Below are 14390 nucleotides of genomic sequence, written 5' to 3'. Positions count from 1 at the left end.
TAAAACATTTAGGAGGAGCATAAAATGAAAAAAATGAAACTTATGTCATTTGATTTTTGGCAAAAATTTGGTAAAGCATTATTAGTTGTAGTAGCAGTTATGCCAGCTGCAGGTCTTATGATTTCTATTGGTAAATTAATAGCAATGTTTAGTGCTGACATTAGTATTGTACAAAGTATTGCTAGGGTTATGGAAGATATTGGTTGGGGTGTTATTGTTAATTTACATGTATTATTTGCTGTAGCAATAGGTGGTTCATGGGCAAAAGAACGTGCTGGGGGTTCATTTGCAGCTTTAATAGCTTTTATACTTATTAATCGTATTACAGGTTCTATATTTGGAGTTAATAACCTAATGTTAAGTGATCCAAATGCCACAGTATCTTCTTTATTAGCAGGTAACTTAGTTGTAAAAGATTATTTTACTTCTATACTTGGAGCTCCAGCACTTAATATGGGAGTATTCGTTGGTATAATATCTGGTTTTTTAGGAGCTTCTTTATACAATAAGTATTATAATTTTGATAAGTTGCCAAAAGCTCTTGCATTTTTTAATGGTAAACGTTTTGTTCCATTTGTTGTTATTATAGGTTCTGTAATTTCAGCTATAGTTTTATCTTTATTATGGCCATTTGTTCAAAGTGGGTTAAATGGATTTGGTTGTTGGATTGCACAATCAAAGGATAGTGCTCCAATTGTTGCACCATTTATTTATGGAACACTAGAGCGTTTATTATTACCATTTGGTCTTCATCATATGCTAACCGTTCCGATGAACTATACAGAACTTGGTGGCACATATACTATTTTAACAGGGGCAAAAGCTGGTCAAGTTGTTGCTGGTCAAGACCCATTATGGCTTGCATGGATAAATGATTTAAATAATTTAAAAGCTACTGGAGATATCTCAGGATATAAAAACTTATTAGCAAATGTTGTTCCAGCTCGCTTTAAAGTAGGACAAATAATAGGTTCTACAGCATCTTTAATTGGTGTTGCTTTAGCAATGTATATGAATGTAGATAAAGATAAGAAGGATAAGTATAAATCTATGTTTTTATCAGCAGGATTAGCAGTATTTTTAACAGGAGTAACAGAACCAATTGAATTTATGTTTATGTTTATTTCTCCAGTTTTATATATTATTTATGCTGTTATAACAGGTTTAGCATTTGCAATAGCAGATATTATAAATTTACGTATTCATGCTTTTGGATTTATAGAGTTACTAACTCGTACACCAATGATTATAAACGCTGGATTAGTAAAGGATATGATTAATTTTATAGTTGCATGTACATTGTTCTTTGGAGTTAACTTTACTGTATTTAATGTTTTAATAAAGAAATTAAATATTCCAACTCCTGGACGTTCAGGAAATTATATCGAAACAGAAGAAATATCAGAGCAGGAAAATGAAAAGAAAAATAAAAATGTGAAAAAGGATGCTTTAGCAACAAAGGTTATTACATTACTAGGTGGTAGAGAAAATATTGTAGAAGTAGATGCTTGCATGACTCGTCTGCGTATAACTGTAAAAGAATTAGATTCTGTTGCTAATGAGAAGGAATGGAGAGAAAATGGTGCTTTAGGATTAATTCTAAAAGATAAAGGGGTACAGGCTGTATATGGACCAAAGGCAGATGTGTTAAAATCTGATATTCAAGATCTTTTAGGAGCTTAGTAAAATGAAATTATTAACACTAAATTGTCATTCATGGCAAGAGGAAAATCAAATAGAAAAAATAAAATATTTAGCAAAAACAATTAAAGAAAAATCATACGATGTTATTGCATTGCAAGAAGTAAGTCAATCTATAAATGAAAAAAATGTATTCAATAATATTAAAAGAGATAATTTTGCTCTTGTATTATTAAGAGAACTTGAAAAGATTGACGTAAGTGAGTATAAGTTTATTTGGGATTTTTCACACATAGGATATGATGTTTATGAAGAAGGGCTAGCTCTTTTAACTAAACATCCTATTACAGAAAAATATTCATTTTTCGTATCCCGAAGCACGGATGTAAGATTTTGGAAAACAAGAAAAGTAGTTGGAGCTAAAATTCTTTATTATAATATACCAATATCATTTTATTCTTGTCATTTTGGATGGTGGGATGATAAAGAAGAACCGTTTAAGATACAAGTAGATAATCTTATTGAGAAAATAAATAAAGAAGAGTTTTTTTTCTTGATGGGAGACTTTAATAATAATGCATTTATAAGAGGAGAAGGATATGATTATTTAATTGATTGTGAATTATATGACACATATAAATTGGCACAATTAAAAGATGATGGTATTACTGTAAAAGGTAAAATTGCAGGTTGGGAAAAAAACAAACAAGATTTACGACTTGATATTATATTGACAAATAAGCCATTAGGAGTAAAGTATTCAACAGTTATATTTAACGGTATAAACAAACCAATTATATCAGATCATTTTGGAGTAGAGATTGAAATATAAATGTACAAAATACACGAATTTATTTGTGCAATATAAATATAGAAAAAAAACGTTTTTTCTTTTAGAATTATGACTATGGATAGAGAATATAAATCGTCTTAGAGTATTTTAATGGTAAGTAAATTTTAGAGGGAGATGATTTTATGGCAACTTTAACATTAAAAGATATATGTAAAGAATATGATAATGGATATAAAGCAGTAAAGAATGTAAATATAGATATAAATGATAGAGAATTCATAGTATTAGTAGGACCTTCTGGTTGTGGTAAATCAACTACTTTAAGAATGATAGCAGGTCTTGAGGATATAACTTCAGGAGAACTTTACATAGGAGATAAAATAGTAAATGATCTTCCTCCTAAAGATAGAGATATAGCAATGGTTTTCCAAAATTATGCATTATACCCTCATATGAGCGTTTATGATAATATGGCATTTGGTCTAAAGCTTAGGAAAGTTCCAAAATCTGAAATAGATAAAAAGGTTAAAGAAGTAGCTAAAATATTAGACTTAGAGCATTTATTAGACAGAAAACCAAAGGCTTTATCAGGTGGACAAAGACAAAGGGTTGCTTTAGGTAGAGCTATAGTTAGAGAACCAAAAGTATTTTTAATGGATGAACCCTTATCGAACTTAGATGCAAAGCTTAGAACTCAAATGAGAACAGAAATAAGTAAGCTTCATAAAAAATTAGGAACTACTTTTATTTATGTAACACATGATCAAGTTGAAGCTATGACTATGGGAGATAGAATAGTTGTAATGAAGGATGGTATAGTTCAACAAATAGATACTCCTCAAGAACTTTATGATAATCCTAAAAATATATTTGTTGCAGGATTTATAGGAGCTCCTCAAATGAATTTTATTGAAGTTTTAATTAGTGAAGAAAAAGAAGCGATAATAGCTTCATTTAATGATATAAAAATAACTATACCTTTAGGAAAAGGAAAGATACTAAAGGAAAAAGGATATATAGGTAAAAATGTAGTTTTAGGAATTAGACCAGAAGATATCCACATGGAAAAAGTATTTATAGATAATTCTATGGAAACTTCATTCAAGGCAAAAGTTGAACTTCAAGAGAACATGGGAGCAGAAATTTATGCTTATTTAAATCTAAGTGGACAAAGTATAACTGCTAGACTTAATAGTAGATATAAACTTCAAGATGATGAAGAATTAGTATTAGCAATGGATGGTAATAAAATACATTTATTTGACAAACAAACTGAAGAGAATATATTATTATAAAAAATTCCCTAATTTAGGGAATTTTTTTGGTATTATAATTATAAGACAAATTAAAAGGAGTAATTTCATGAAAGATTTAATAGATTTTTTTAGTGAAAAAATAGGAAAGAACGTTGAAATATTTGAATACAATGATGAAGAATTAAAAGAAGGGGAAGAAGTAATATACTTTAATAATAATAAATATAAGATTATAATATCTAAAAAAAATATTAATATAAAGGGATATACTTATTTAATGTACACAAAATCATCTAATTTTGATGAAATCAAAGAAATATTAAAAAACTTGTTTTCAAATCCTAAAATTGAAAAGCTAAAGGAGTTTATAGTAATTTCTTTTAGAACAGAGAAAGAAATTACTAAGGAACTTGCTCAAATTATAGAAATAGAAATATATTCAAAGACAAAAATACTATATTTAGGATACATAGAAGAATATAATCAATTAGAAGAAGGACTCAAGGTAGGAGAAGAATTGCTAATAGAAAATAGTTTAAAAGAAGAAAAAATTTATTATACTTTAAGAGATTATTTTTATTTAAAAACAATTAATCAGTTAGGTAAAGAAGAAATATTAAAATATATATTTTTTGATGGAAATATAGAGAGTTTGGATGATGAAACAATAAAAGTAGGAGTCTCGTTTATAGAAAACAATTTAAATATATCTAAAACTGCTTCTAAGTTTTTTATTCACAGAAATACTCTTATATATAAATTAGAGAAGATAAAAGAAAAAACAGATATGGATATAAGGAATTTCAATGATGCAAAGGACTTTTATTTTGGAGCTAAATTGTACTTAAAATCAAAAAAAGTCTAAAATACTCTGGAAAAGTCTGAAAAATTATGAAATTTAAAAACTTATCCTTGATTTAAAAAATAATAGATGATAAAATAGGATTACAAAGATTAATGCAAACGATTGCATGGAATCTAAGATAAAAATATTCTCTATCCAATGAACATAGAAAATTGAATTTGTTTTAAATAAGGAGTAGTATAATGAAGAATGTGACATTAAAAGATGTAGCAATGAAGGCCGGTGTATCTCCTTCTACAGTTTCAAGGGTAGTATCTGATGATTCAAGAATAAGTGAAAAAACCAAACAAAAGGTTTTGAAAGTTATGAATGAACTTAATTATTATCCTAACTCAATAGCTAGAAGTCTTGCAAACAAAAAGACAGATACAATAGGAGTTATAATGCCTTCATATGAGGAAGATATATTTATGAATCCATTCTTCCAAGAAGGTCTAAGAGGAATAAGTCTTGTTACAGGAAAAAACTCTTATGATATATTAATAGCTACAAATCATGAAGGAGAAAAGGATGTAGATGTATTAAAAAGAGTTATAAAAGGAAATAGAGTGGATGGAATTATTCTAACTCGTTCTAATGAAAAAGATGAATCAATAAAATATTTAAGAGAAAGTAATTTTCCATTTGTTTTAATAGGTTCATGTCTTGAATATGATGATATACCTAGTGTAGATAATGATAACGAAAAGGCATCCTATGAATTAACTTCTCTTTTAATAAAAAAAGGAAGAAAGAAAATAGCATTTATAGGTGGAGAACTTCACTCTGTAGTTATTAAAAATAGATTTGAAGGATATAAAAAAGCTTTAAATGATAATAATATAAAATTTAATCATGAATATCTTATATCTGATAAATTTTCAGAGGAAAGTGGATATAAACTAACAGACAAGCTTTTAAAATTAAATGATATACCAGATTCTATTATAGTAGCTGATGATTTAATGAGTCTTGGAGCTATGAAAAAGATAAAAGAAGAAAAATATAAAGTTCCTAAAGATATTATGTTAGCTAGTTTTAATAATAGTATTTTAGCAAAATATTCAAATCCATCTATAACTTCTATAGATATAAATTCAGTACAACTAGGAAAAAGAGCTTGTGAGAAATTATTTAATATATTAAACAACAATAAAAAATTAGAGAATAATAAAGAAATTGTAGAATATAAAATAATAGAAAGAGATTCAACTAAAATAATATAGTTTTAAATCTAATAAAATTTATTAGATTTACATAAATTCTATAGATTAAAAAATCTATAGAAAAAATTTTAAAATCAATGCAAACGATTGCATTGATTTGACGAAAGTTTATAAAAAGGAGTGGTGAAAGGTGAAAATTAAAAAGAAGTTATTTTCAGTTTTAACATGTATTTTAGCATTGATGGTATCATTAACTGCTTGTGGTTCTTCTAGTCAAGAAAGTGCTGATAGTGGAAATAAAGTAAATGTAGATGTATTTCAGTTTAAAGTAGAAGCTAAAGATGCTCTAGAAAAAGCAGCAGGAATATATATGGAGAAAAATCCTAATGTAAAAATAAATATACAAACTGTTGGTGGTGGAGATGACTATGGTGCAGCTTTAAAGTCTAAGTTTGCATCAGGAGAAGAACCTGCAATATTTAATATTGGTGGTCCTCAGGATATGATTGATTGGAAAGAAAAATTAGAGGATTTATCTAGTGAATCTTGGGTAAATGAGGCTTACAATGGAGTTTTAGATGCAGTAACAGAAGATGGAAAAGTATATGGTATGCCTTTTAACCAAGAAGGATATGGATTTATATATAATAAAGAAATATTTAAAAAAGCTGGAATAAACCCAGAAAGTATAAAATCTTTTACTGATTTAGAAAATGCAGTAAAAACTCTTGATTCTAAAAAAGAAGAATTAGGATTAAAATCAGTAATAGCGTTTCCAGGTAAAGAAACTTGGGTAACAGGGCTTCATTTATCAAATGTTGCATTTTCAAATGAATTTTCAAGTGCAACAGATGCATTTAATGCAAAAAATATAGAATTTAAATATGCAAATGCGCTAAAAAAACTTGTAGATCTTCAAGCTGATTATGGATATAAGCCAGATGGAACAAAAGCTTCTTTAAATAGTGTAGATTATTCTACTCAAGTTGAAGAATTATTTGCTTTAGGTCAAGTTGCTTTAATACAACAAGGTAATTGGGCTTATGGAAGTGTAGCAGGTATTGATGAAGAATTAGCTGCAAATATAGGAATGTTACCTATGCCACTTGAAGGAGTAAAAGAAGATTCTATACCAGTAGGTGTTCCGATGTATTGGGCTATAAACACTACAAAAGATGATGAAGTTAAAACAGTAGCAAAAGACTTTTTAAATTGGTTATATACTTCTGATGAAGGAAAAGATTTAATAATAAATGAATTTAAGTTTATACCAGCTTTCAAAGGATATGAAGGAGATAATTTACAACCTAAAGATACACTTGCAAAGGAAATAATAAGATATTCTAATGAAGGAAAAACAATGCCATGGGTATTCATGGGATATCCAACAGGATGGGGAATGGATAAACTTGGTGCAGATATACAAAAATATCTTTCTGAAGAAATGACTTGGGAAGAATTAGTTAAAAATGCCAAAGCTACTTGGACTGATGCAAGAAAATAGATAATAAGATAGGAAAGTCTAGTATTTAGGCTTTCCTATTTTTAAAAATACGACATAAGAAGTTGCATATAAAGGAGAGAAATTTATGAATAAAAATAAATTATCATTTTGGGGGTTTGTAGGACCAGCATTATTTGCTTTTACAATAGTAGTTGTAATACCTTTATTGTTTGGTATATATTATTCTTTTACAGATTGGAATGGAATAAAATCAAATATTCAGTTTGTTGGATTTGAAAATTACATGAAAGTTTTTAAAGATGAAGGATTTTTAGAATCTTTTATATTTACAACTAAATTTACTATAGCTTCTGTGATTACTATAAATATAATAGGTTTTTCTTTAGCGTTATTAGTGACAAGAGGACTTAAGATAAGTAATATTCTTAGAACTATATTTTTTATGCCAAACTTAATAGGTGGACTTATATTAGGTTTTATATGGCAGTTTATATTTACAAAAGCTTTTGCAGCTTTAGGAGAAGTTACAGGTGCAAAATGGCTCTTAGGATGGCTTTCCAATACTCATACAGGATTTTGGGGACTTGTTATTTTAATGTCTTGGCAAATGTCAGGATATTTAATGATTATATATATAGCAGCTCTTCAAAATATACCTCAAGAATTAATAGAGGCTTCTAAAATAGATGGAGCTAATGCTTGGCAAAGAGTAAAGCATATAGTATTTCCACTTGTTCGACCAGCGTTTACAGTAAGTATGTTTTTAACTCTTTCAAATTCATTTAAGTTGTATGATCAAAATCTATCTTTAACAGGAGGAGGACCAGCAAATTCAACTCAGATGCTTGCTATGAATATATATAATACAGCTTTTAAATTTAATGAAATGGGTGTGGCACAGGCAAAAGCAGTTATATTCTTTATAGTAATAGGTGTTATTACTCTTACTCAGGTATATATTAGCAAAAAAGGTGAGGTGGAAATGTAGTGAAGACAAAAAAATTTCTTTTAGGCATTATAGGGATTATTACAGGATTAGTATTTCTTTCGCCATTTTATATTATAATTGTAAATGCATTTAAAACTAAGAAGGAATTATTTCAGGATACATTAGGTATACCAAGTTCTTTTAGGTTTGAAAATTTTATTGAAGCTTTTAATAGATTAGATTTTTGGAAGGTATTTTTAAACTCCTTAATAATAACGGTTGGAAGTATTGTTTTAATAGTTGTGTTTTCAGCCATGGCAGCTTGGATGCTTGAAAGAACAAAAACTAAGATGAGTGGTTTTATATTCTTCATGTTAATAGCTGCAATGCTAATACCTTTTCAAGCAGTAATGCTTCCACTTGTGCGTCTGATGGGTAAGCTTAATATGTTAAATATACCAGGTCTTATGTTTATGTATTTAGGGTTTGGATGTAGTCTTTCTGTATTTTTATACCATGGATTTGTAAAGGGAATACCTAAAGAGTTAGATGAGGCAGCAACTATAGATGGATGTAATAAATGGCAGACATTTTGGTATATTATTTTTCCTATATTAAAGCCTATTACCATTACAGTGTCAATACTTAATACAGTTTGGATATGGAATGACTTCTTACTTCCATCTTTAACTATAAACAGACCAGAAACTCATACTATACCTCTTAGAACATTCTTCTTCTTTGGAGAGTATACTAAGCAGTGGCATTTAGCTCTTGCAGGACTTACATTAACTATTATACCAGTTATAATATTCTACTTTATTGCTCAAAAACATATTATTAAAAGTGTTACTGCAGGAAGCATAAAATAGGAGTGAATACAATGAAAAAGGCATGGTGGAAAGAAGCTGTAGTATATCAAATATATCCTAGAAGTTTTAAAGATTCAAATGGCGATGGTATAGGGGATTTAAATGGAATAATAGAAAAGCTAGACTATTTGAAATTGTTAGGGATAGATGTAATATGGCTATCCCCTATTTATAAATCTCCAAATGATGACAATGGATATGATATAAGTGATTATGAAGATATAATGGATGAGTTTGGAACTATGGAGGACTTTGATAGATTACTAAAGGAAGCCCATGATAGAGGAATAAAGATACTTATGGATTTAGTGGTAAATCATTGCTCTGATGAACACAAGTGGTTTGTAGAGGCTTCATCTTCAAAGGATAATCCATATAGAGACTACTTTATATGGAAAGATGGTAAAAAAGGAGAATATCCAAACAATTGGAAATCCTTTTTCGGAGGAAGTGCTTGGGAGTATCACGAAGAAACAGGTCAATACTATCTACATTTATTCACTAAGAAGCAGCCAGATTTAAACTGGGAAAATGAAAATATGAGAAAAGATATATACAAGATGATGAAGTATTGGCTTGATAAAGGTGTAGATGGATTTAGAATGGATGTATTTAATATGTATTCTAAAAAAGAAGGATTTCCAAATGTGGTTGATAATCCTAATGGAATATATATAAACGGGCCAAAAATACATGATTATGTAAAAGAGATGAATAAAGAAGTATTTAGCAAATACGATATAATGACAGTAGGAGAAGCTCCTTGTGTACCTTCCTCTATGGGATATTTATATGTAGGTGAAGATAGAGAAGAACTTAACATGATATTTCATTTTGATCTTATGGATATGCCTAATGATTCAAGTGATAAATTTAATAAAATCCATTGGAACTTAAAGGATGTAAAAGATATATTTATGAGATGGTATGAAGATTTAAAGGATAGAGGTTGGAATTCTCTTTTTATGAATAACCACGACCAACCTAGAATGGTATCTAGATTTGGAAATGATAAAGAATATAGAGTACAATCAGCTAAGATGCTAGCTACTTTAATTCATACATTCCAAGGAACACCATATATATATCAAGGTGAAGAAATAGGAATGACTAATGCATACTTTGAAAGTATAAGTGACTATAGAGATGTTGAGACACTTAATTATTATAAAGAAAAGATAGAAGAAGGAATAGATGAAGGTACTTTGATTGATAAAATTAAACTTACATCAAGAGATAATGCAAGAACTCCAGTTCAGTGGGATGATAGTGAAAATGCAGGATTTACAAATGTTACACCGTGGATTAATGTAAATCCAAATTATAAATATATAAATGTAAAAAAAGCATTAGAAGATAAAGATTCTATATTCTATTACTATCAAAAGCTTATAAATCTTAGAAAAGAAAATCCTGTTATAGTTTATGGAGACTTAAACTTAATTTATAAAGATGATAAAAATATATTTGCATATGTTAGGAAATTAGAAGATAAAGAAATTTTAGTAATTCTTAATTTCTTTGATAAAGAAGTTGAATTTAATATTCCAAAAGAATATGAAAATAAGGAATTTAATCTTCTTATAAATAATTATGAAATAAAGGATACTGTAAATAATAAAATGACTTTAAGACCTTATGAAGCAAGAGTGTATAGTATTATATAGGGTATAAGAACAAAAATCACTGCAAATGCGGTGGTTTTCTTTATATTAAGAAAATTAAAATGATTGCAAAGATAATTAAATTTTGGAGTAAAGCTAATGTATAAAGAATATATATTAATTAAAAAATGAATCTATTAATTGGGGGGATAACTTGATTTATAGAAAGTGTAAAAAAAATAAAAAAATTAAAAATGAAAAAATGATAAAAAGGCTTCAAGAAATTAATAATTATATTGATAAGAAATTAGATTATTTAAAGGCAGAAATAATTGATACCAATAATATTGAAAAAGTTTCTAAATTTAAAGGTAAATATATAAATATATTGTTTGATAATCTAAAAAAGTGTAATGATGAAGAAATATGTTCTTATAAGTATTTAAAAAAAAGAAATTGCAAAGGATGTATAAAAGAGTCTGTCTATAGGTTTAACAATCTATATGATAAAGTTAAAAATAAAGTAAATAAATATAATCAACATATTGATACTATAAAAGATATTATTTATTTAATTAAATTTTATAAAAAGATTGGATTTAATATTTACAATAATTCATATTTTGAAAAAAATATTATTGAATAGAAAAAATCGATTTTTATTTATTTGTTTAATATTTATTTTTAAGGGTAAATTATTAATATAAAAAATTAAAAATTTAAAATAAAAGATAAATTAGAGGAGGAAATTAATATGAAAAAATATGTATGTGTAGTATGTGGGTATGTATATGATCCAGAGGTAGGAGATCCAGATAATGGGGTAAACTCAGGAACATCATGGGAAAATGTACCAGAAGATTGGTTATGTCCTTTATGTGGTGTTGGTAAAGATCAATTTGAAGAAGAAGTATAAAAATTTATAGTTTTTTGTAAAGAACTCTATTTTAGAAAAATTTTAAATAGAGAGGTTTTAAAAAGGCTACTAATTAATAATTAGTAGCCTTATCATATATCTATTTGTTGTTTTGCTGTCTTCTTGCTCTTCTACAATCTATGCATCTTTTAGGTTCGCTTTCAAATCCTTTTTCTTCAAAGAATTTTTGCTCTCCTTCGGTAAATATAAAATCTTTTCCACAATCTTTACAAACTAATGTTTTATCTGCCATTTCTAGACCTCCTAATTTTTAGATTTAAACATTAAAAACAAAACCTTCTAAAATTTAGGAGGTTTCATTTTAAGTTTACCATTATATATATTAAATGTCAATTAAATTAATTGAATTAAAAAAATACCAGAATTATCAAAAAGATATTGTAGTAAATATTGAATATGTAGAAAAGTTCTAGTATAATTAAATTGAATTAGTACATATATTAATCATAAAATTTGAATTGGAGGGATAGTATTGAATCTAAGAAAACGTTTCATTGCTTACATAGTTTCTTTTGTAATGATTTTAACTATGTTTGGACAAGTTCCAGTAGCAAAGGCAGCAAATGAAGTAACAATTGATATTTTACAAATTAATGATTTCCATGGCTCATTACAAGAGAGTGGAAAAAATGTAGGTGCAGCAAAATTAGTTAATGCTATAAAACAAGCAAAAGAAAATAATCCTAACACTATTGTATTATCTGCTGGAGATAATTTTAATGGTTCGGCTGTATCTAACTTATTATATGGGGAACCGGTTGCGAAAATGATGAAAGAAGCAGGTTTTATGTTTTCAGCAGTAGGAAATCATGAATTTGATTGGGGATTAGATAAAATAGAAAAATGGGAAGAATTATCAGGAGTTCCATTTTTAGCAGCAAATATTTATGATAAGAATACAAATGAGCCTGTAACTTGGGCAGACCCTTATAGTATTGTTGATGTAGATGGAATAAAACTAGGTATAATAGGGCTTGCAACTCCTGAAACAGCTTACAAAACAAAACCTCAAAATGTAGAGGGAATAGAATTTAAAAATCCAGTTGAAGTTGCAAAAGAATTAGTTCCTAAAGTTAAAAAAGAAGCAGATATTATCATACTTTTAACTCATTTAGGTGGATTTCAAGATAAGGAGACTAAAAAAATTACAGGAGAAGTAGCTGATTTAGCTTATGTAGATGGTGTAGATGCCGTTATTGCAGGACATACTCATCAAAGAATAGCAGGATTTGTAAATAATGTGCCTATAGTTCAAGGATATAAATATGGAAGAGCTTTAGGAAAAATTTCTTTTATTGTAGATAAAGATAAAAAAGAAATAATTAAAAAAGAAGCTTCTTTAGATTTATTATATCGAGAAGAAAGAAAAGCTACATTAAAGGATGATGAAGCTACTAAGAAAATAGTAGATGAATATACAAAAAAAGTAGGGCCTATTTTAAATGAAGTTATAGGAAAAACAATAACTAACTTAGATCATAATCGTTACGATTATACTACTAGTACTTTAGGTCAATGGACTACAGATGTAATGAAGAAATTAGAAAATGCAGATATTGCTGTAACTAATGGTGGAGGACTTAGAACTAATATTCCTGTAGGAGATATTACAGTTGGAAAAATGTATGAAGTAATGCCTTTTGATAATGTATTATCTTCTTTTGAAATGACAGGAGCTCAAATAAAAGAAATATTTGAACATGGAATAGAAAACAAAGAAATTGGATCAGTACAATTTTCAGGTGTAAAAGTTGAGTACATAAAAGGTGCAGAAAAAGGTAATAAAGTTGTTAAAATGACTTTAGATAGTGGTGAAGAAGTAGATTTAAATAAAACATATAAAGTTGTAACTAATGATTTTATGGCAAGTGGTGGAGATGGATACACAATATTTAAAGAAGCTAAAGCTTTAGGTGAAACTGTTGCTATAAGAGATGCTTTAATTCAAGCTGTTAAAGAAGCTAAAGAATTAAATTATACAAAAGAAGAACGTTTAATAGTTAAAGAGCAAAAACAAGAAGTGAAAGAAGAAAAGGTTCAACAAGTTAAAGTTAAAGAGCCTAAAAATACAATAGTTTACACAGTTAAAAAAGGAGATGCACTTTATAAAATAGGAAGAAAATATAATGTTAAGTGGCAAAAAATTGCTAAGTTTAACTCTTTAAAAAATCCAAATTTAATATTCCCAGGACAGCAATTATCAATTCCTGTTGCAAACTAAAAAAGAGGCTTAAAGCCTCTTTTTTAGTTTTAATATTAAAAATTTAAGAAATATTTAAGAAATGATTTAGGAATATTATGGTAAAATATTAATTATAAAATATTATAGCAAGAGGGGGGGATATATATATTAAAAATATATACAATTTTATTTGGTGTAGGAATTCTATATGCACTAGTATCACTTGTTTTAGGTAATTTATTTGATTTAACAGGTTTTGATGGAGTGGATATAGATGGGGATATACCTAGTTTTGGAGGACTTCCTATAAAACCAATAATAATTGCTATATTTATAACAATATTTGGTGGATTAGGAGTTATGCAGACAAAGCTTGGGAAAACAGCTTTATACGTATTTTTATTTTCATTTATAATAGCTATAATAGTTTCTTTTTTAGTAAATAAATTTATTATAAATGCTTTAAAAAAAGCACAAAATACAAGCTCTGTATCTCAAAAGAAATTAATAGGGCGAAGTGCTAAGGTAATTGGAACGATTATAGAAAATGGATTTGGTCAAATAAAATACACTATAAATGGGAATACGTATAATGCACCTGCTAAGCATATAGAAGGTAAAAAAATTAAATCAGGTAGTGAAGTTATCATAGTATTAATACAAGATAATGTATTTTATGTAGATGCTATTAAAGAAAATTAA

Annotated in this window: 14 protein-coding genes; 13 read left to right on the top strand and 1 reads right to left on the bottom strand. The window is 27.6% G+C overall.

The window, feature by feature from the left end:
* Positions 1-24: 24 nt before the first annotated feature.
* The 11 genes from BUA77_RS01400 (at position 25) to rd (ending at position 11485) form a co-directional block, all read left to right on the top strand.
* Positions 25-1683, top strand: a complete 1659-nt coding sequence (locus tag BUA77_RS01400) for a PTS transporter subunit IIBC (protein WP_200773899.1) — start codon at positions 25-27, stop codon at positions 1681-1683.
* 4 nt (positions 1684-1687) lie between these two features.
* Positions 1688-2473 (top strand): endonuclease/exonuclease/phosphatase family protein, encoded by a 786-nt coding sequence (locus BUA77_RS01395; RefSeq protein WP_072886621.1) that lies wholly within the window; start codon positions 1688-1690, stop codon positions 2471-2473.
* A gap of 143 nt (positions 2474-2616) precedes the next feature.
* Positions 2617-3729, top strand: a complete 1113-nt coding sequence (locus tag BUA77_RS01390; protein WP_072886620.1) for an ABC transporter ATP-binding protein — start codon at positions 2617-2619, stop codon at positions 3727-3729.
* Between the two features lie 67 nt (positions 3730-3796).
* The gene (locus BUA77_RS01385) at positions 3797-4555 is read left to right on the top strand and encodes a PucR family transcriptional regulator (protein WP_072886619.1); all 759 of its coding nucleotides are present in this window, start codon (positions 3797-3799) and stop codon (positions 4553-4555) included.
* Positions 4556-4737: 182 nt separating this feature from the next.
* On the top strand, positions 4738-5760 hold the full coding sequence (locus tag BUA77_RS01380; RefSeq protein WP_072886618.1) for a LacI family DNA-binding transcriptional regulator: 1023 nt from the start codon (positions 4738-4740) through the stop codon (positions 5758-5760).
* Between the two features lie 130 nt (positions 5761-5890).
* On the top strand, positions 5891-7204 hold the full coding sequence (locus BUA77_RS01375; protein WP_072886617.1) for an ABC transporter substrate-binding protein: 1314 nt from the start codon (positions 5891-5893) through the stop codon (positions 7202-7204).
* An 85-nt stretch (positions 7205-7289) separates the two neighbouring features.
* Entirely contained in the window at positions 7290-8153 is an 864-nt protein-coding gene (locus BUA77_RS01370) for a carbohydrate ABC transporter permease (protein WP_072886616.1), read from the top strand.
* A complete protein-coding gene (locus tag BUA77_RS01365) occupies positions 8153-8965 on the top strand; it encodes a carbohydrate ABC transporter permease (protein WP_072886615.1) in 813 nt (270 codons plus the stop codon). Before BUA77_RS01370 ends, BUA77_RS01365 begins: the two co-directional genes overlap by 1 nt.
* Positions 8966-8976: 11 nt before the next feature.
* Complete coding sequence (locus BUA77_RS01360) at positions 8977-10632, top strand: glycoside hydrolase family 13 protein (RefSeq protein WP_072886614.1); 1656 nt, start codon at positions 8977-8979, stop codon at positions 10630-10632.
* Between the two features lie 151 nt (positions 10633-10783).
* Positions 10784-11215 carry a hypothetical protein gene (locus BUA77_RS01355; protein ID WP_072886613.1) on the top strand — a complete coding sequence of 144 codons (432 nt, stop codon included), beginning with the start codon at positions 10784-10786 and terminating at the stop codon, positions 11213-11215.
* Between the two features lie 108 nt (positions 11216-11323).
* Positions 11324-11485 (top strand): rubredoxin, encoded by a 162-nt coding sequence (gene rd, locus BUA77_RS01350; protein ID WP_072886612.1) that lies wholly within the window; start codon positions 11324-11326, stop codon positions 11483-11485.
* 100 nt (positions 11486-11585) lie between these two features.
* Here the strand turns inward: rd and BUA77_RS01345 are convergent, their stop codons facing one another.
* The gene (locus BUA77_RS01345; RefSeq protein WP_072886611.1) at positions 11586-11738 is read right to left on the bottom strand and encodes a zinc-ribbon domain-containing protein; all 153 of its coding nucleotides are present in this window, start codon (positions 11736-11738) and stop codon (positions 11586-11588) included.
* A 240-nt stretch (positions 11739-11978) separates the two neighbouring features.
* On the opposite strand from BUA77_RS01345, the gene BUA77_RS01340 reads away from it, so the two are divergent.
* Positions 11979-13727 (top strand): 5'-nucleotidase C-terminal domain-containing protein, encoded by a 1749-nt coding sequence (locus BUA77_RS01340; protein ID WP_200773898.1) that lies wholly within the window; start codon positions 11979-11981, stop codon positions 13725-13727.
* Positions 13728-13952: 225 nt separating this feature from the next.
* Positions 13953-14390 (top strand): NfeD family protein, encoded by a 438-nt coding sequence (locus BUA77_RS01335; RefSeq protein WP_242939062.1) that lies wholly within the window; start codon positions 13953-13955, stop codon positions 14388-14390.

This window comes from Tepidibacter formicigenes DSM 15518 (assembly GCF_900142235.1).
GTDB classification, from domain to species: Bacteria; Bacillota; Clostridia; order Peptostreptococcales; family Peptostreptococcaceae; genus Tepidibacter; species Tepidibacter formicigenes.
Note: the sequence above shows the minus strand (reverse complement) of the source record. Positions and strands in the feature narration are given on the sequence as shown.

What these genes read in the sequence shown, in the direction of transcription:
- BUA77_RS01395 (WP_072886621.1), top strand. Translation starts at nt 1,688, where the DNA reads ATGAAATTATTAACACTAAATTGTCATTCATGGCAAGAGGAAAATCAA.
- rd (WP_072886612.1), top strand. Translation starts at nt 11,324, where the DNA reads ATGAAAAAATATGTATGTGTAGTATGTGGGTATGTATATGATCCAGAG.
- BUA77_RS01345 (WP_072886611.1), bottom strand. Translation starts at nt 11,738, where the DNA reads ATGGCAGATAAAACATTAGTTTGTAAAGATTGTGGAAAAGATTTTATA.
- BUA77_RS01380 (WP_072886618.1), top strand. Translation starts at nt 4,738, where the DNA reads ATGAAGAATGTGACATTAAAAGATGTAGCAATGAAGGCCGGTGTATCT.
- BUA77_RS01370 (WP_072886616.1), top strand. Translation starts at nt 7,290, where the DNA reads ATGAATAAAAATAAATTATCATTTTGGGGGTTTGTAGGACCAGCATTA.
- BUA77_RS01385 (WP_072886619.1), top strand. Translation starts at nt 3,797, where the DNA reads ATGAAAGATTTAATAGATTTTTTTAGTGAAAAAATAGGAAAGAACGTT.
- BUA77_RS01360 (WP_072886614.1), top strand. Translation starts at nt 8,977, where the DNA reads ATGAAAAAGGCATGGTGGAAAGAAGCTGTAGTATATCAAATATATCCT.
- BUA77_RS01390 (WP_072886620.1), top strand. Translation starts at nt 2,617, where the DNA reads ATGGCAACTTTAACATTAAAAGATATATGTAAAGAATATGATAATGGA.
- BUA77_RS01400 (WP_200773899.1), top strand. Translation starts at nt 25, where the DNA reads ATGAAAAAAATGAAACTTATGTCATTTGATTTTTGGCAAAAATTTGGT.